General features: G+C 67.5%; 16 protein-coding genes. 12 read left to right on the top strand and 4 right to left on the bottom strand.

Annotated elements, in window-relative coordinates; all coding sequences use genetic code 11:
- Positions 1–95: 95 nt before the first annotated feature.
- Positions 96–1,493 carry a phosphomannomutase/phosphoglucomutase gene (locus GWK18_RS05725; RefSeq protein WP_166833771.1) on the bottom strand — a complete coding sequence of 466 codons (1,398 nt, stop codon included), beginning with the start codon at positions 1,491–1,493 and terminating at the stop codon, positions 96–98.
- A gap of 144 nt (positions 1,494–1,637) precedes the next feature.
- Between GWK18_RS05725 and manA the strand changes: the two genes are divergently transcribed.
- The 3 genes from manA to GWK18_RS05710 all read left to right on the top strand — a co-directional run bounded on the left by manA (position 1,638) and on the right by GWK18_RS05710 (position 5,060).
- Positions 1,638–2,807 (top strand): mannose-6-phosphate isomerase, class I, encoded by a 1,170-nt coding sequence (gene manA / locus GWK18_RS05720; RefSeq protein ID WP_166833769.1) that lies wholly within the window; start codon positions 1,638–1,640, stop codon positions 2,805–2,807.
- Between the two features lie 118 nt (positions 2,808–2,925).
- Positions 2,926–3,801 carry a shikimate dehydrogenase gene (locus tag GWK18_RS05715; protein WP_166833767.1) on the top strand — a complete coding sequence of 292 codons (876 nt, stop codon included), beginning with the start codon at positions 2,926–2,928 and terminating at the stop codon, positions 3,799–3,801.
- Positions 3,802–3,953: 152 nt separating this feature from the next.
- On the top strand, positions 3,954–5,060 hold the full coding sequence (locus GWK18_RS05710; protein ID WP_166833765.1) for a hypothetical protein: 1,107 nt from the start codon (positions 3,954–3,956) through the stop codon (positions 5,058–5,060).
- A 12-nt stretch (positions 5,061–5,072) separates the two neighbouring features.
- Here the strand turns inward: GWK18_RS05710 and GWK18_RS05705 are convergent, their stop codons facing one another.
- Positions 5,073–5,255 carry a hypothetical protein gene (locus tag GWK18_RS05705; protein WP_123823567.1) on the bottom strand — a complete coding sequence of 61 codons (183 nt, stop codon included), beginning with the start codon at positions 5,253–5,255 and terminating at the stop codon, positions 5,073–5,075.
- A gap of 172 nt (positions 5,256–5,427) precedes the next feature.
- On the opposite strand from GWK18_RS05705, the gene GWK18_RS05700 reads away from it, so the two are divergent.
- The 3 genes from GWK18_RS05700 to GWK18_RS05690 all read left to right on the top strand — a co-directional run bounded on the left by GWK18_RS05700 (position 5,428) and on the right by GWK18_RS05690 (position 7,544).
- Positions 5,428–5,967, top strand: coding sequence for a type 1 glutamine amidotransferase domain-containing protein (locus GWK18_RS05700; protein WP_166833763.1), 540 nt, complete (start codon positions 5,428–5,430; stop codon positions 5,965–5,967).
- Positions 5,968–6,179: 212 nt separating this feature from the next.
- Complete coding sequence (locus GWK18_RS05695) at positions 6,180–7,076, top strand: thioredoxin domain-containing protein (RefSeq protein ID WP_166833761.1); 897 nt, start codon at positions 6,180–6,182, stop codon at positions 7,074–7,076.
- A gap of 42 nt (positions 7,077–7,118) precedes the next feature.
- Positions 7,119–7,544, top strand: coding sequence for an acylphosphatase (locus GWK18_RS05690; protein ID WP_348535847.1), 426 nt, complete (start codon positions 7,119–7,121; stop codon positions 7,542–7,544).
- On the opposite strand, the gene GWK18_RS05685 is transcribed toward GWK18_RS05690, so the two are convergent.
- Complete coding sequence (locus GWK18_RS05685; protein WP_166833759.1) at positions 7,541–8,377, bottom strand: fused MFS/spermidine synthase; 837 nt, start codon at positions 8,375–8,377, stop codon at positions 7,541–7,543. The two genes, GWK18_RS05690 and GWK18_RS05685, sit on opposite strands and share 4 nt — an antisense overlap.
- Before the next feature lie 77 nt (positions 8,378–8,454).
- Between GWK18_RS05685 and GWK18_RS05680 the strand changes: the two genes are divergently transcribed.
- The 3 genes from GWK18_RS05680 (at position 8,455) to GWK18_RS05670 (ending at position 12,746) form a co-directional block, all read left to right on the top strand.
- Positions 8,455–10,494 carry a pyruvate kinase gene (locus GWK18_RS05680; RefSeq protein ID WP_348535846.1) on the top strand — a complete coding sequence of 680 codons (2,040 nt, stop codon included), beginning with the start codon at positions 8,455–8,457 and terminating at the stop codon, positions 10,492–10,494.
- A 125-nt stretch (positions 10,495–10,619) separates the two neighbouring features.
- The gene (locus GWK18_RS05675) at positions 10,620–11,438 is read left to right on the top strand and encodes a di- and tripeptidase (RefSeq protein WP_166833757.1); all 819 of its coding nucleotides are present in this window, start codon (positions 10,620–10,622) and stop codon (positions 11,436–11,438) included.
- 411 nt (positions 11,439–11,849) lie between these two features.
- Positions 11,850–12,746 carry an FAD:protein FMN transferase gene (locus GWK18_RS05670; protein WP_166833755.1) on the top strand — a complete coding sequence of 299 codons (897 nt, stop codon included), beginning with the start codon at positions 11,850–11,852 and terminating at the stop codon, positions 12,744–12,746.
- Positions 12,747–12,768: 22 nt separating this feature from the next.
- On the opposite strand, the gene purB is transcribed toward GWK18_RS05670, so the two are convergent.
- Positions 12,769–14,211, bottom strand: coding sequence for an adenylosuccinate lyase (purB, locus tag GWK18_RS05665; RefSeq protein WP_209280902.1), 1,443 nt, complete (start codon positions 14,209–14,211; stop codon positions 12,769–12,771).
- A 132-nt stretch (positions 14,212–14,343) separates the two neighbouring features.
- On the opposite strand from purB, the gene hisC reads away from it, so the two are divergent.
- The 3 genes from hisC to GWK18_RS05650 all read left to right on the top strand — a co-directional run bounded on the left by hisC (position 14,344) and on the right by GWK18_RS05650 (position 17,821).
- Positions 14,344–15,459, top strand: coding sequence for a histidinol-phosphate transaminase (gene hisC, locus GWK18_RS05660; protein ID WP_123823560.1), 1,116 nt, complete (start codon positions 14,344–14,346; stop codon positions 15,457–15,459).
- A 101-nt stretch (positions 15,460–15,560) separates the two neighbouring features.
- On the top strand, positions 15,561–16,826 hold the full coding sequence (locus GWK18_RS05655) for a thiamine pyrophosphate-dependent enzyme (protein WP_348535845.1): 1,266 nt from the start codon (positions 15,561–15,563) through the stop codon (positions 16,824–16,826).
- Entirely contained in the window at positions 16,823–17,821 is a 999-nt protein-coding gene (locus GWK18_RS05650; RefSeq protein ID WP_166833750.1) for an alpha-ketoacid dehydrogenase subunit beta, read from the top strand. The genes GWK18_RS05655 and GWK18_RS05650 overlap by 4 nt, the downstream gene beginning before the upstream one ends.
- The last annotated feature ends 39 nt before the right edge of the window (positions 17,822–17,860 follow it).

Here is a 17,860-nt window from a genome sequence, read left to right as displayed (position 1 = left end):
AACGTCGAAGGGGGCGTCCGCAGAAATGCGGACGCCCCCTTCGACGTTTCCGTCAGGTCCGGAGCATGCCCCGGACCTGACTCGGTTGCCCGATCTCAGGCGCGAATGAGCCCGAGAACGTGGTCGCGCACGCCTTCCATGGACGCCTGGTCAGCGGCCTCGACGTTGAGCCGCAGGAAGGGCTCCGTGTTGGACGGACGAAGGTTGAACCACCATCCTTCACTCGCGGAGGTGAAGGTCGTCCCGTCGGAGTCCTCGACGATGACGTCCTGATCGGCGTACGCGGCCCGGACCCGGTCCACGGCCGCGGCCTTGTCCTCGATCTCCGAGTTGATCTCCCCGGAGGCGACGTACGGCGAGTAGCTGTCCATGAGCTGGCTCAGCGGCTGATCCTGCTCCCCGAGCGCGGCCAGGACGTGCATGGCCGCCAGCATTCCGGTGTCCGCGTTGAAGAAGTCTCGGAAGTAGTAGTGCGCCGAGTGCTCGCCGCCGAAGACGCCGCCCTCGGAGGCCATCACGGCCTTGATGAAGGAATGACCCACGCGAGTCTTGACCGGGCGCCCGCCACGGGCCTCCACCAGCTCGGGGACGGCATTTGAGGTGATCAGGTTGTAGATCACCACGGGCTCCTGCTCGCCGTCGGCCTGGGCGCGGGCGATCTCACGCTCGGCGACCAACGCCGCAATGGCGGAAGGGGTCACGGGATCGCCGTTGTCGTCGATCACGAAGCAGCGGTCCGCGTCGCCGTCGAAGGCCAGACCGATGTCCGCCCCGTGCTCTACCACGGCCTTCTGCAGGTCCACCAGGTTCTCCGGCTCCAGCGGGTTCGCGGGGTGGTTCGGGAAGGTGCCGTCGAGCTCGAAGTACAGGGGCACGATCTCCAGCGGGAGGCCGGGAAGGACGGTGTCGCCCAGCACGGCAGGGGTGGTCTTGCCGCCCATGCCGTTGCCGGCGTCGACGACGACCTTGAGCGGGCGGATACCCGAGAGGTCCACGAGCCCCCGCAGGAACTCCGCGTAGTCCTTGAGGACGTCGCGTTCAGTCACGGTGCCGACGGCCTCCACGGCCGGAATGCCGTTTGCCAGGTAGTCCTGCGCGCGGTCACGGATGTCGTAGAGACCCGTCTCCGAGGACACCGGGACGGCACCCGCCTTGGACATCTTCATCCCGTTGTAGGCCGCCGGGTTGTGGCTCGCGGTGAAGGTCACACCTGCCGCGTTCATGACACCGCACGCGAAGTACAGCTCGTCCGTGGAGATCAGACCGATCTTGACCACGTCGGCCCCACGGGCGGTGGCACCCTCCGCGAACGCGGTCATGAACTCAGGGGATGACGGGCGCATGTCGCCACCGACCAACACCGTGGATCCCGCCAGCTCCAGGGCGTCCACGAAGGCGGCACCGGTGGCGCGAACCGTGTCTGCGGTGATGGTCTCCCCGACGATTCCGCGTACGTCGTAGGCCTTGAAGGACTCGGAAAGCTCAATTGTCATAGTCGGAACCTTAGTTCACCCCGGCTGTCCGATCCGTGCGACAGCGCCTGGCGCGCAGGGCATCGGCGCGCAGGTGGGGGGACAAAGCCGGGCAACCACCGTGCCCCGGGCCGCTCGTTCAAGCCGTTGTGCTTCCATGGAGACATGGCTGAGTTCTTTTCGACGACGGACCCTATTCAGAACTATGCGTGGGGTTCGCGTTCCGTGCTGGCGCGCATGCAGTCTCGGGAGGTTCCGTCCGTGGATCCCGAGGCGGAGCTGTGGGTCGGCTCCCACCCGTCGGGTCCGTCCGTGCTGACCGTTGACGGGCAGGAACGGTCGATCATCGACCTGCTGGCTGAGGACCCGAAGCGCCTGGTGGGCCGGCGGGCCGACGTGTTGCACGACGGGGACCTGCCCTTCCTGTTGAAGATCCTGGCCATCGACGCACCCCTTTCCATCCAGGTCCATCCTTCGCCGGAGCAGGCGGAAGAGGGCTGGCAGCGGGAAGAGGCCGCGGGTGTGGACGTCTCGGCGGCCGGGCGCAACTACAAGGACCGGCAGCCCAAACCCGAGATCGGAGTGGCCGTTACGCGCGTCGAATCCTTGAGCGGTGTGCGTGGGGAAGCTGAGTTGGCGGTTCTGGCCGAGGCCCTTGACCAGCAATGGTTGCGAGAAATCCTGGCCTCCGGAGAACCCGTGCTGCCCGCCGTCCTGCGCATGAGCGATGAGCAGGCTCAGGTGGCGCTTGCCGACCTCCTGGCCGCGGTCGAACGGTTGCCCACCCACGACGAACTCGGTGCTCTACTGCGCTACATCTCAGGACGTCACCCGGGCGATCGCGGCCTGCTCGTGGCGCTGTGCATGAACCACGTGGTGTTGGAACCGGGGGAAGCGATCTTCACGCCGGCCGGCCAGCTGCACGCCTACCTCCGGGGGACGGCGGTGGAACTCATGGCCTGTTCGGACAACGTGCTACGTGCCGGGCTGACCCCCAAACACATCGACGTGGACGAGTTGCTCAAGATCGTGACCCCCGAACAGGCCGACAGCGACCCGATCCAGCCCACCGCGGGGGCATACGGGCTCCGCCACTACCCGTTGTGGGACGACCGGCTGACGTTGGTGTCCGCGACAGCCGCCGCCGGTCGCCCCGCGCAGTTGCCGGAGGACACAACCGTGGTGTTGTGCACGGAGGGCTCCGTGGAACTGCGGACGGACCCTGATGTCTCTCACGAATTGTCCGCGGGACATTCCGTGTGGTGCCGCACCGACGGCTCACCCGTGAGCGTCACGGGCGAAGGCACCGTCTACGCGGTGGGGCTCGTCGGCTGAGGGTGCCCTGGGGCTCGCGTGGAACAGCGTGCAACCGATCCACGTGACACGTGACCCAGGCCATACCGTGTGGGCCTGCCCGCAACGTCGAAGGAATGAGCCGAGGCCACCCCAAGCCATGAGCACAACACAGGAGTCCTACCTGATCGGCCTGATCGGGGACGGCATCACCGCCAGCCTGACCCCACCCATGCATGAAGCCGAAGCTGCCGCACAGGGACTCCACTACCTGTACCGCCCCGTGGACCTGGCCTTGATCGGGCGGTCCGGGGAGGACGTCGGCGAGCTCATGCGGGCCGGCCGCGATCTCGGCTTCAACGCGTTCAACATCACGCACCCGTGCAAGCAAATCGTCCTCGAGCACCTGGACGAGATTTCGGAACGTGCAGCCGCTCTGCAGGCGGTCAACACGGTCCTGATCCGCGACGGGAAGTTCATCGGCGAGAACACCGACCAGAGCGGGTTCGCCTCTGCCTTGGCCGCCGAGCTCCCGGATGCGGCGAAGGACAAGGTGGTTCAGCTGGGCACGGGTGGGGCAGGTTCGGCCGTCGCCTACGCCCTCCTGGATTCCGGGGTGCAGGACCTCACGTTGTTCGATCTCGATCTGGACCGGGCGAAGGAGCGCGCAGCCGCTCTGGCGCCTCACTTCCCCTCCGCTCGCGTGGGGGCGACCGACGCCGCGGGACTCGAACCAGCTGTCGAGCAGGCGAACGGGGTGGTCAACTGCACCCCGATCGGCATGCACCACCACCCGGGGGCACCGATCGACCTGGAACTGATCACGGCCGAGCACTGGGTTGCAGACGTGATCTACCTGCCCGTTGACACCCCTCTTGTCACCCGCGCTCGAGAACTCGGCTGCCAGGTCCTGGACGGCGGGGCCATGGCCGTGGGGCAAGCCGTGGATGCCTTCCGCCTGATCACCGGCGTCGAACCCGACCGGCAGCGCATGAGGGTTCACTTCCTGGAGATGCTGGCGGACCAACAGCCCTGACGGTCCACTGCGTCGCGGAGCACTATCCTGAAGGCCACGGAGGGCGGGACGGACCCGCCTCGCAACGGGTGTGCTCGAACACCCGCTGTCGTCGTTCGTCGAGCCGTCCGCACAGCAGGGCCCACGGGGCCTGGAGAGGTCAGGTCCGGTCCATGAGCCGCCCGCCCCGCACCACCACCGCCCCGCGTTTGCGTCGCTGGGGCGCCCTGGTGCTTGCGGTGAGTTTGCCGCTGGGCGTGGCGGGGTGCAGGGACCACGAGGACGGTCCGACAGCCAACGAGATCGCGGTCCCGCCCAACCAGGAATCACCGCAGCTCGCCCTGGGCGACGACGTCGAACTCCCCTCCTGGGGATACAGCGCCACCTGCGACCAGCCGCGGCCGGTCGCCGATTCGGCCGGACTCGTGGAACCCGATCCACTGGCCGGAGACCGCGGTGTGCAGTTCTACGCGCCGGCGGTCGAAGACGTCCTGTGCAACCTGAGCGGCGTGCAGTCGGCCTCGGCAGCGGGTCAGTACGACGAGGTCGACGGCATCCGGACAGGTGCCATGGACATCGGGGTGGTCATGGACTCCGAGACTTCCGAGGAGAACATGCGCGCCGTGCGGCAGGCGGCGATCACGGCAGCGACCGAGCAAGGGTTGCCGGCCCAAGGCCTGGTGGTGGACGGCATCACGATCATCCTCACGGACGGGTCCTCCGTGAAGGGCTCGGCCGAAGGTCTGACCGCGGGAGGGGCGGAAACGCTCACCGTGGAAGGCATCCACGTTCTGGACCAGTTGCGTCAGACGGACTCCGGGTCCCGGTGGAGCGTGGAGGTCGGTGAGGAGTTCACCCTCAGCACCTACCTGGATGCCGACGTGACCGCCGCCGGCTTCCCCGACGACGTCGCTGCCGCCATGGCCGAATCCACCAAGATCCAGGCCACGACGGAACCGGTGGTCCGGCAGGACAGGGTCGTGGTCACCGACGACGGGTTGACCCTGACGTACGCGCCCGGTCAGCAGGACGACCTCTCGGACGAGGTGCTTGAGGACCTGGCGGAGCTGAGCAGAACCGACGACGTGAAAGAGGTCAGTGCGTCGATCACCACGGACAAGCAGGGCAGACCTGTGCTCAAAGTCCGTACACGCAGCGCGACTCCCGCCAAGGTCCCGGACACCGACGCCCGGGTGGGAGATCTCGAGACTTCACTCGGCGAGCTGGGACTGCAGCTCGACCACAAGGTCCTGGGCGCTCCGGCGCCGTTGGACAGCTGAGGTATTTCCGGCTCAAGGTCTCCTGTGCTCGGATCGCCCGCGCGCCCGCAAAGCGAAGCCCAGGCCGGTCACGGCCACCGCGGTCATGAGCCCGCCGATGAGCAGGAGCAGCCCGTCGTGCACAGCCACGCCCAGAACGACCACCAGCAGACCCACGACGATCAGACCGATCTGCAAGGGAATCACGGGTGTCAAAGGGGCTCCTGGTGATGTGGGACGTTGCCGCGTGCGCGTGCAGCACCGAAGTCAACCACCGCAGTTCACCCAGGGCAAGCAGCTGTGCCCAGGGCTGATCCGGTGACGAGCCCGCCACGCCGTCGTAGTGTGGGGAAGGAAATCAGATCCGACGCACGAATCAGGAGTGGCCATGACGTCCTTGAACGGCAAGAAGATCGCATTCATCGCCGGTGACGGTGTGGAGGAGCCCGAGCTGACCGAGCCCTGGGCCGCAGTCCGGGAAGCCGGTGGAACGCCCGTGCTCCTGTCCACCCGGAAGGGCAAGATCACCGCCATGCGCGGGGACTGGGACCATTCCGGCAGCTACGACGTCGACGAAGCCCTGGAAACGGTCGAAGCTGCCGACTTCGACGCGTTGGTCCTTCCCGGCGGCACACTCAATGCCGATGCCATGCGGCTCGACAAGGAAGCCTTGCGGTTGGCCAAAGAGTTCGACGCAGCGCAGAAGCCGATTGCCGCGATCTGCCACGCCCCGTGGATCCTGGTCGAAGCCGACCTGGTGCGCGGGCGGACCATGACTTCCTACGAGTCCGTGGCCACCGACGTGCGTAACGCCGGTGCGCAATGGGTCAACCGGGAAGTCGTCGTGGACGGAAACCTGATCACCTCGCGCAATCCGGGCGACCTTGAAGCTTTCAACCGTGAGCTGGTGCGACTGACCGCGGACTGACGTGCCGGCTCCGGGTGGCTGGCCCGTCGGGACGAACGGACCGGCACGCCACCCACAGCCAAGCCACCGACGGCAACAGCCCTGACCCGGGCGCCTGCCCGTGGTTGACTTCCGGGAGAGGTCGCGACAGTGACCCGTAGGACCGCGGCCCGGCACCCCGGGCCCGTGCAGCGGTTTTGACAGGCCGTATGCGGTTGACGAAAGGAAGCTTCATGTCCATCCCCCGTCGCCCCCTGAGCATGGCTCGGCGTCTCCAGATCGTCACGGCAGCGGCCGGTGCCTCGGCCCTGCTGCTCACGGGTTGTGGCGGTGGTGACTCGCCTGATTCGTCGGCCTCCGAGGAGACGGGGCAGTCCTCGAGTGCGGCCGCCACGGGTGCGGAGTCCGCATCGCCTTCCGAATCCGGTTCGGGCGAGGCTTCACCTTCCGAATCCGCATCCGCGGGAGCCTCGGAATCCGGCGCGGCGGACAGCGGGATGACCGACGCCTCCCAGGGCGCGCAGTACGTCCAGAACGCGGTGAGCGCCGGGTACGCCCTCAACGAGGTAGGCGACCTGCCCGTCGTCACCATGTACACCGATTATGAATGCCCTGCTTGTCAGTCGGCTCACCCGCTCGTGGAGGAGGCGGCCGACAGTCTGGACGGCGAGGTCACCGTGGTGGTCAAGAACTTCCCGCTGCCCATGCACGACAACGCCGTGCCCGCCGCACGCGCTGTCGAGGCTGCGGCAATGCAGGGCGAAGCGGACGACTACGCGAGCGCACTGTACGAAAACCCGGACGACTGGACGGAACTCTCCGGCAGCGAGCTCGACGACTACTTCAAGACGACCGCCGAGGAACAGGAACTGGACGCCGACCAGTTCTCCAAGGATTACAGCTCGGGTGCCGTCGCTTCGATCGTGGACGAGCACGCCTCGCAGGCGGAGGAGTTGGGGCTGGAAGGCACCCCGAGTTTCGTCGTCGGTGAGGAGTCCATCAACCTCGATGACGTCCAGACCGCCGACGATCTGGCCAACGCCTTCCGGGACGCCACGAAGGACGCCCCGGAGGATGCCCGCACGCCGGCCGGTGGCACGGCGGCTCCCACGGCACCCGCGGAGGACTGAATCACCATGGGCAACGCAGACACACCCGAAGGACGCGGAGTCATGGCTTGGCTTGCGCGCCTCACCGGACGACGCCCGCGTCCCGCCCCGCTCCAACACCCCGGACATTCCGTCTTCGCCGTCAAGCGCGGGAACAATGCTTCCGCCGCCGAGGCCCCACGCCTGGCCGACCAGGGAGTTGCCATGAACACCGATGAACAGATCCGTGTCACCGCGCTCGTCCAGGGCACGGTCCAGGGCGTGGGGTTCAGGTATTGGACCTGGCGACAGGCCGAGAAGTTAGGGCTGGTGGGCTCGGCGGTCAACCGTCACGACGGCTCCGTCGAGGTTGTCGCCGAGGGGCCACGGTGGGCAGTTCGCGACCTCCTGCGCGAAATCCAGGGCCCGGATGCCCCCGGGGCCGTGTTCAAGGTGGACGCCCACTACGAAGACGCTCGGGGCGGGCTCAACGGTTTCACGACCGGTTAGTGCCCGGGCCCTCGCGGTTTCCGGAGGGCACGGACCCAGTCTTCCAGGGCCCATCGGTCCAGCACGGCCGCTGGATGGGGACCGGCCGCAACCAGAGCGTCCCGCCACGAATCCGGTACGGGCCGGTCGCGGGCAATCAGGATCAGGTTTCCCGGGTTCCGGCCCGTCAGCATCGACTGTTCCGTCAGGCACCACAGGTCGGAGAACACGGGCTCCCCACCGCTGCGGTTAGGGGAGCCCAAGACCTCGACCTGCTCGGCGAAGAACTTGAGCCCGGGATCGTCCCCGACATTCACGATCAGGACCGCACCCGGGGCCATGGTGTCCCGTACCTGTTCGTAGAACGCACGTTCACGTAGGTGGCGTGGCGCGTCAGCACCGGCAAAGACATCCAGAACGACGACGTTGGCCGGGACCGCCCGGCTCTGCGCAACGCGGGGCAACGCCTCCCGGGCGTCCCCGTGTATCACCTCGACGTCGGCTCCCTCTGGCCACGGGATGTGGGACAGGACGAAGTCGGGCAACTCACGCGCCAGCTCCACGACCAGCTGCCGCGAACCGGGCCTGCTCGCGGCGACGTACCGCGGCAGCGTCATGGCGCCTCCACCCAGGTGCACTGCCTTCAAGGGGTGCCCCGCTGGGGCGGCACAGTCGATCACGTTGGCGATGCGCCGGAGGTACTCGTAGAACACCCGGCGGGGATTGCGGGCATCCACGTGGGACTGCTCCGCGCCGTCGATGCTCAGGATCCACCCCTCGGTCTCCTCGTCCTGGGTCAGCTCCGCCCACGCGTCAGCGGCGGTCAGGAATCGGCGGGCGGGCTTTGGCCCCATGCGCTCCACGAAGGCCACCTCCTGTTCATGTCATAACCCGAAGCTGGTGCCAAGACTTCCACGTGTGAGAGGACAGCGTGCGCAAACCCCCACAGCAGAACACGCCGAATACCGCACCGCGGCCCGCCGAGAACGCCACGTCCCGCACGCCAGGCCGGGGAGCGATCCAGGCCAGGATCGACGACCTCTCGATGACCGCGCAGAATGCCTCGATGCCCGGGCCGCCCACCCGGAAGGAACTGGCCGGCGAACTGTACGAGGTGGTCGGGGACCTGATCGAGCACCTCCGGGACTCCCGCCGCCGGTCTCTCCCCGACCTGCAAGGTGTCACCGGCGGGGCCGCAGCGTCCGCCGTGAACCTGGTCGACTACGTTGCGGTGCGCGGACTGGACATCCGCAACCTCCAACGGGGGTTGGCGAGCCTGGGGGTCTCCTCCCTGGGGCACATGGAATCCGATGTCATGGAGCACCTTGTGGCCGTCCGGGCCACGCTGGCCGCCGTCCTCGCCCAGGACGGCTCGGACGAGCGGCCGACCGGTCAGCTGGAAGCCGGAACGCGCAGCTCCTCGGCAGCGCCCGACTCGGTGTCCGTGGACCCGGTGCCATCGGTCAGCCCGGGAACCGCGTTGCTCGCCAGGAACACGGAGGAGATCTTCGGTCCGGCCCTGGCCCACCGGAACACCAGGATCATGGTGACCCTGCCGAGCGAGGCGGCCGAGGACCACGACCTGGTCCGCGACTACGTCACATCGGGCACGGACCTCGCCCGGATCAACTGTGCCCACGACGGGCCCGGTCGGTGGTCCCGGATGATCCAGAACGTCCGGGCGGCGGGGGAAGCGGCCGGTCGTGGGGTCAAGATCGCGATGGACCTGGGTGGTCCGAAACTGCGCACGGGCCCGATCCAGCCCGGCCCGCGCGTGCGCCGGATCAAACCACGGCGTGACGTCAGTGGCGCGGTCGTGGAACCGGCGCGCGCCTGGCTGGTGCCCCGGGATCACCCGACCGATCCCACCCCGGCGGCACTCGACGGGGGCCTGTCCAGCATTCCGGTGAATGACGTCCTGTGGCTGCAGGGCCTCGGAGAGGGCGAGGACGTCAGTATTCGTGACGCGCGCGGGTCACGACGTCGGCTCCGAGTCCTGGCGGTCCACGCCGACCGGGTGCTGGTCGAATCCCGCAAGTCCGTCTCCTTCGCCACCGGCCTGGAGCTCACGGACGTCAGGGGCGCCGTCGCGATCGTGGACGAACTACCCGTTGCCGAGATGTCCTTCAGGGTCCGTGAGGGTGACCTGATCACCCTCACCCGGGACATGGCCCCCACCGATGCCGCCGACGGGGCGCCCGTCGTCATTGGCTGCTCACTCCCGGAGGCTTTCGAAGACGCCGAGGCCGGACAGCGAGTGCTGATCGACGACGGGAAACTGGGCACTGCGATTCGTTCGGTCGACCCCGATCGGATGGTCGTGGAGGTCACGCGGTGCCGGCCTGGCGGGGTCAAACTCAAGGCGGAGAAGGGGTTGAAATTCCCCGACACGTCATTGCGGTTGTCCGCCCTTTCGCCGCAGGACCGCGAAAACCTTCCGTTTGTCGCGGAGCACGCCGACATCCTCCAACTGTCCTTCGCCCGGTCGCCACAGGACGTCGATGATCTTCTGGAGGCATTGGCCCGCATCCAGGGGGCGGAGATCGATGTCGTCCTGAAGATTGAGACGGTGAGCGGATTCCAGTCACTGCCACAGATGCTCCTGCGCATCCTGGGCAGGACCGGGTGCGCCGTGATGATCGCTCGCGGCGACCTGGCAGTGGAAGCCCGCTTCGAACGCCTGGTGGAACTGCAGGAGGAGATCATCTGGCTGTGCGAGGCGGCGCGTGTCCCGGTGGTCTGGGCTACGCAGGTCCTGGAGAGTCAGGCCCGTTCCGGTCTGCCCTCCCGCGCCCAGGTGACCGATGCGGGTGCCGGTCAACGGGCAGAGTGCGTCATGCTCAACAAAGGGCCCCTCATCTCTGGAGCCATCGCGACCCTTGACTCGATCCTGGGCCGGATGGACGGCCACCTCTCCAAGAAAGCCGACCTGCTGCGCCGACTGGAGTCCTGGGACCCACAACTCCGCTAGGCGCGAACCACCAAGTGGGCTGATTGTTTCTGCCGTAGCGTGGATTCACGCGTCCCGATCCTGCGGCGAGACTACAGTCAGAGTTGTGCTCACCGACCAGGTGATCCCAAGACGAGGAGTACTTCGTGGTTCTTAACCCCCTCAAGCACGCATTCGACGACTCCGGTAAGCCCACGGAGGCGACCACCAATTTCATGGACACCACGTTGCGTGTCCAGCGGCCAGTGGTCCTGCGCTGGGTCAAGCGGCTCCGCCGTGAGCACCCGGAGGAGACACCCACGCAGATCGCCAAGCGACTGGAGAAGCAGTACATCCGCGCAACCACCGCGGGTGGCGGGGCAACCGGTGGGCTGGCCATGGTTCCCGGCATCGGCACGGTGGCTTCCCTGGGTGTCTCGGCTGCTTCCGTGGGTGCCTACCTGGAGATGACGGCGGTGTTCGCCCAATCCATCGCTGAGCTCCACGGCGTTTCCACGGAGGACCCGGAGAAGACCCGTGCGATGGTCATGGCTCTCATGCTCGGTGACGACGGCGAGGCGCTCATGACCCAGGTGCTGGCCAGCGGAGGGAAGGCCGGGGCCTTGAACTCGAACTGGGGCATGGCCCTGGGCAGCGGGGGCGGGCAAGGCACCTCGATGAGCCGCACGTTGCGCAACATGTTCATCAAGCGGTTCCTCAAGCGCCAGTCCGGCGCGATCCTGGGTCGTGCTTTGCCCTTCGGCATCGGTGCCGTGGTGGGTGGGGGTGCGAACTACGCCCTGGCCCGCACGGTGGTCAAGGCCACCCACCAGGCCTTCGGCGAACTGGGGCCGACGTTCCCGGAGGCGCTCGCGGAGGTCGACCGTGCGCCGAAGTTCAAGGACGGCAAGGAGAAGCGTCACGCAGACGACGCCTCGCAGGAGCAGACCGCTGAACTCAGCAGTGGGGAAAAGAAGCAGGGCTGAATGTCACTGAGAGTTCACTGAACGTCAGGCTGGCGGCACCCACGGGTGCCGCCAGCCTTTTGTGTAGGGCGTGCACCCTAGTCAGCGGCTGGGTGCTGGAAGAACTACTTAATAGTGCCCAGAAGCTACTCTTGAACTACGCATAGGTATCAAATACATGTATCTGCGCAGGTCACAGGGGTATTGGGCGGGTATACCTACGAGTTGGTTACATCACATACCGATGGGTAGCTTGTGGGGTTCCCAGGAAGTTCCAAGTTCGGTAGATTCGAACTCGTCGTAGTACACGGGGCTGGGGATTGGCCGGCAGGTGTCGTCGGAGTGATGCGTCAGTACGACGTGCCGCCACCGGACGTGCCGCCAGGTGACCCCGTCCACCCCGACTTCCACCGTCGCTGATAGAGGGCCACGATGACCGTCCCCGCCACCCGCCGCAGCCGCGGTCCGGAATCGGCGACCCCAGCTGTCCACGCCACAGAGCCGCTCACGCATCTGATCGCCGGCGGCGTGGCGGATTCAGTATTCGACGAGCTCTCGCGCGCCGTCGGAACGGACCGGGCGGATTCCGAACTCACCATGTTTCATGCCTTCGCGGCTCACGACGACGTGGTCATGGAGGTTTCCGGCACTTTCGCGGCCATCCTGGAGCGCGCACAGGAAGCGTCCAGACTCAGCGGCGGCCTGGTCCACCCCGTCGTCGAAATGGCCCCGACGGATTCCGGGGGAGCGGTCCACCTGTTGCACCCGGATGATCCGTTCGTGTACGACGCCGCAACGGGGCGCCTCTACCTGCGTCGTGGCACGGTTCTGGATTTGTGGGACATCGGTTGCGCCTGGGCGGCTGAAGAGATCGTCTCCCGTGTTCTCGAGGCGGATCCTGCCGCCGCGCTCGCGGCAGTGGTGGGGCCTGCGGTCGTGTCGGTCGGTGCGGCCTGGGAGATCGTCGATGCCTTGGGGCAGGAATTCTCGTCCTTGCACCTGCCGTTGCGCTGCGGCCTGCGGTCCTTCGCCGTCCTCGGCTCCACCGCTCGAATCACGGGCCCGCGAGCACTGACCTCTGACGCGGTTACCGGCGCGGTCCGCGCGGAAAGCGCCGTTGTTCACGGCCGCTGGTGGGACAGCGCCGTTGTGGGTGCAGACGACGCCGTACGGGCGCTGACCTTCGCCATGATGGCGGAACGCCTGGGTGGGGAGGCCTTCGACTACATCGTGGACGGCGGAGCCGAGGCCGAATTCCAGGGGTACGTCGGTGCCGAAACCCGCCTTCGACTGCTGCGCACCCCGGGGTGGGTGCCCAAGGCGAGCTGAGCCGCCGGCTTCCCCGCTCCGATCAGGACTTGTCGGCGCGCACGTGCCCCACCAGGGTTGAGGCCAACCCGGTGTACGTCGCCGGGGTCAGCTCGGCCAGACGCTGCTCGGCCTCCGGGCTCAACCCGAGCTCCGCAACGAACGCCTGCATCCGTTGCTTGTCCACGCGGTGCCCACGGGTGAGTTCCTTGAGACGTTCGTAGGGGTCGTCCATGCCCGCGGTTCCCGCGATGGCTTCCGCCCGCATGACGGTCTGGATCGCCTCGCCGAGGACTTCCCAGTTGACCTCGAGGTCCGCGGCCATGACGTCTTCCGCGACGTCCAACCGGTCCAGACCCTTGGCGACGTTGGAGATAGCCAGGAGGGAGTGTCCGAAGGCAGTGCCGATGTTGCGTTGCGAGGAGGAGTCCGTGAGGTCGCGCTGCCACCGCGAGGTCACCAGCGTGGCGCCCAGGGTGTCGAGCAGGGAGCAGGAGATCTCCAGGTTGGCCTCCGCGTTCTCGAACCGGATGGGGTTGACCTTGTGCGGCATGGTCGACGAGCCCGTGGCTCCCGCGACCGGCACCTGGCGGAAGAACCCGATGGAGATGTAGGACCAGATGTCCGTGCACAGGTTGTGCAGGATCCGATTGAACCGTGCAACGTCTGCGTACAGCTCGGCCTGCCAGTCGTGCGACTCGATCTGGGTGGTCAGGGGGTTCCAGGTGAGTCCGAGGCCCTCCACGAACGTCCGGGAGATGTCCTGCCAGTCCGCGGTTGGGGCCGCTGAGACATGGGCGGCGTAGGTGCCGGTGGCGCCGTTGATCTTTCCCAGGAACTGAGTGGCGCGCACCCGTTCGAGCTGCCGGCCCAGGCGGTGCGTGAAGACCGCGAGTTCCTTGCCAAGCGTCGTGGGCGTGGCCGGCTGCCCGTGGGTCCGGGACAGCATGGAGACCTGGGACGACGTCTCGGCCATGTTCCTGATCTGCCCGACCAGTTCCTGGGCGGCCGGGGCCCAGACCCCCACGACGGCGTCGCGCACGCCCACGGCGTAGGCCAGGTTGTTGATGTCCTCCGAGGTGCAGGCGAAGTGCACCAGGGGCTTGAGGTGCTCCAGGCCCAGGTCCGCCAGCCGCCGCCCGATGAAGTACTCTACGGCCTTCACGTCGTGCACCGTGACCGCCTCGATCTCGGCCAGTTCGGCCACGGCGACGGCGTCGAAATCGGCCACGATCCTGCGCAGGCCCTCGATTTGCTCGGAGCTCAGCGGTGACAGGCCGGGAAGAACCTGCCGCGCACACAGGTGGATGAACCACTCGACCTCGACGTGGATGCGGTTGCGGTTCAGCGCTGCTTCCGACAGGTGCTCCACCAGAGGTGCCACGGCGGGGCGGTAACGCCCGTCGAGAGCGCCCAGGGCAATGGGCGGATCGGCTTGAGCCAACGGGCGACGGCTGGGGACGGAAGCAGGTGAGGTCTCGGCCATGGTCGACATTGTTCCATCCCGGGCAGCGTCGGCGGTCATGGCGCCACCTCGTGACGGCCGGCCCACGAAGAGCGCAGGAATCTGACGTTCCGTGACGGGTCACGCGGCACCGGGCACGGCTACAGTGAGCCCATGAGCCCGATCCGCCCCCGCACCGCCCTCGGAGCGCTGCCCGCCTATGCCGCGGGGAAGCCACCGACCCCCGTCGAAGGTCTGACCCCCTACAAGCTGTCCTCCAACGAGAACCCCTGGGGACCGGTTCCCGCCGCGCAGCAAGCCATTGCCGAAGCGGCCGCCGGGGTGCACCGCTATCCCGATCCCGCCACCGTGAAACTACGTGCGCAGATCGCCGAATCGCTCGAGGTTCCCGTCGAGGACATCGTCACGGGCGCCGGGAGCCTGGGAGCCCTCGCCCAGATCCTGGCAGCGTTCGCAGGAACTGACGAGGACGGCGCCGGGGACGAAGTCCTCTACGCGTGGCGCTCGTTCGAGGCCTATCCCATTCTGGTGACCACCGCCGGGGCCAGAAACGTCCAGGTGCCCAACCTGCCGGACGGGTCTCACGACCTCCAGGCCATGTTGGCCGCGGTCACGGACCGCACGCGGGTGATCCTGCTGTGCTCACCCAACAACCCCACCGGCCCCTCCCTGACCCAGGCGGCCGTGGACGACTTCCTGGCCGAGGTTCCCGAGGACGTCGTCGTGGTCGTGGACGAGGCCTACCGGGAATTCCAGTCCGACCCGGAGGTCGTGGACGGGATCCGCACCTACCGGTCCCACCCGAACGTCGTGGCGCTGCGCACCTTCTCCAAGGCCCACGGCCTGGCCGGTTTGCGCGTGGGGTTCTGCCTCGCCCAGCAGCCCGTCACGGAACAACTGCGCAAGGTCACCGTCCCCTTCGCCGTGACCGAACTGGCCCAAGCAGCGGCAGTGGCCACGTTGCGCAACCCCGATCAGGTCCAGGAACGCGTGGACCGGATCACCTCCGAACGGGACAGGGTCCAGGCCGAACTCGAACGCATGGGTTGCTGGGTTCCCGCCACCCAGGCGAACTTCGTCTGGCTCGCACTGGGTGCCGAGACGGACAGGTTCGCCCGTGCCTGTGCCGCTCAGGCGCTCGCGGTCCGTGCCTTCGCGGGCGAGGGCGTGCGAGTCACCATCGGAGAGCCCGAGGCCAATGACCGGTTCCTTGCCGTGTGTTCCGCGTTCTCACCCCTGCCGTCCGCGCCGGCCGTGGCCGTCCCGTAAGCTCCGATGCACACTGAAAGTCCAGGTCGGGTCCACTGCGGCTCGGTCGAAACGTGGCACCGGCCATGACCATCCAACCGTCACACCAACGGGAGTCACCTGTGACACCAACCGAGAACACCTCCGGGAAGCCGGAGCCCACGGATCCCCACGATGCGAGGGCAACGGCGGGGACCGGCGCGCACCCCGCGACCGTTGAGTCCACGTTGCCCGTGGTCGGGTTGTTGGACCAGACGGGTGCCCGGGTCCGGGACTCCCGGTTCTCCCCGTGGATAGAGGACCTCGGGCGGCAGGAGATCGAAGAGATCTACCGTTCTATGCTGCGCGCGCGGCGACTGGACGAGATGGCCACGTCCTTGCAGCGTCAAGGGCAGATGGTCCTCTGGCCGCCGCTGAGAGGGCAGGAAGCTGCGCAGGTGGCATCCGCCCGGGCGCTCGAAACCGAGGACTACGTGTTCCCGTCCTACCGGGAGCACGCCGTGATCCTGGAACGGGGGATCCCGGCCGAGGCGATGATGACGCAGTTCCGTGGACACACGGCCTCGAGCTGGAAGCCCTCGGAGACGCGGACCCAGATCTATTCGTTGGTCCTGGGAGCCCAGGTCCCGCACGCCGTGGGTTATGCCATGGGTATCACCCAGGACCAGAAGCTCGCCGCGGAGGAGGGGCAGAACCCGCCGCCCGAGGCGGCCGTGCTGGTCTACTACGGCGACGGTGCGTCCACGGAGGGCGAGGTGCACGAATCCATGGTCTTCGCAGCCTCCTACGACGCCCCCGTGGTCTTCTTCGTCCAGAACAACCAGTGGGCGATCTCCGTGCCGTTCTCGACCCAGTCCCGCGTGCCATTGGCCACCCGCGCCGCCGGCTACGGATTCGAAGGTGTGCGCGTGGACGGCAACGACCCCCTGGCCGTCCTGGCCGTCACCCGGTGGGCCCTCGCGGAAGCCCGCCAGGGGCGTGGCCCGGTGATGATCGAGGCCGAAACCTTCCGGCTCGGAGCGCACACCACGGCCGATGACCCCACCAAGTACCGTCGCACGGACGAGGAACAGCTATGGGCCCCGCGGGACCCGCTGTTGCGCACCCGGAACCTGCTCGAACGCGAGTACGGTGCCGAGGACGTGTGGTTCCAGGGCGTGGAGGACGAAACCTCCGAGTGGATCAAGGCCACGCGCTCTGGGATCCTGGCCGGGGGGCCGGTGGACCTCGAGCAGCGTTTCGACGTCGTCTACGCGACGGACCACCCACTCGTGGCGGAGGAACGCCGGTGGTACCGCGACTACCGGGACTCCTTCGTCGAGGAGGAGAACGACGACGCCGCGGACGCGTCCGGTTCCCGGGGCACCGGGCGGGAGGATCAGGCATGAGTGACACCACGGAGTCGACGCTGCGCACCACGATGGCCAAGGCCCTGACCCTGGGCATGCGGCGGGCCATGTCCGAGGACCGGTCCGTTCTTCTCATGGGAGAGGACATCGGCTCCCTGGGTGGCGTGTACCGCGTGACCGAGGGCCTCAAAGCCGATTTCGGCGCGCACCGGGTGCGGGACACCCCCCTGGGTGAAGCCGGGATCGTGGGCACCGCGATCGGGATGGCCATGCGCGGCTACCGGCCCGTGTGTGAGATCCAGTTCGACGGGTTCACGTTCCCCGCGTTCAACCAGATCACCACGCAACTGGCCAAGATGCACGCCCGTACCAACGGCGACGTCCCGGTGCCGGTCACGATCAGGATCCCGAACGGTGGCGTGATCGGCTCGGTCGAGCACCACTCCGAGTCCCCGGAGGCGTTGTTCGCCCACACGGCAGGGTTGCGCATCGTCACGCCGTCGACCCCGCAGGACGCCTACTGGATGATCCAGCAGTCGATCGCCAGCCCCGACCCCGTGATTTTCCTGGAACCCAAGCGCCGGTACTGGCTCAAGGGTGAGGTCAACCTGCTCCAACCGACCACGCCTGACCCGTTCAGCGCGCAGGTGGTCCGCGAAGGCGAGCAGCTGACGCTGGTCGCGTGGGGGCCCCTGGTGCCTGTGGCGATGGCCGCGGCCGAGGCCGCCTCCCAGGATGGGCGGTCGGTCGAGGTCGTGGATCTCAGGTCTCTGTCGCCGATCGACTTCGACACCTTGGAGGCCTCCGTGAACCACACGGGCCGCATGGTGATCGCGCATGAAGCACCCGTGTTCGGCGGGCTGGGCGGAGAGATCGCCGCCCGGATCACGGACCGGTGCTTTTACAGCCTGGAGGCGCCCGTGCAGCGGGTCGGCGGTTACCACCTGCCGTACCCGCCCGCCGGTGCCGAAGAGGAGTACGTCCCCGATCTCGATCGCATCCTGGATGCGATCGACCGAGCTTTCGCGTACTGATGCTGCGGCTGATGACGCGTGTTGATGTGTTGCGGGCCT

Source organism: Kocuria sp. JC486 (assembly GCF_011602805.1).
Taxonomy (GTDB): domain Bacteria; phylum Actinomycetota; class Actinomycetes; order Actinomycetales; family Micrococcaceae; genus Kocuria; species Kocuria soli.
Note: the sequence above shows the minus strand (reverse complement) of the source record. Positions and strands in the feature narration are given on the sequence as shown.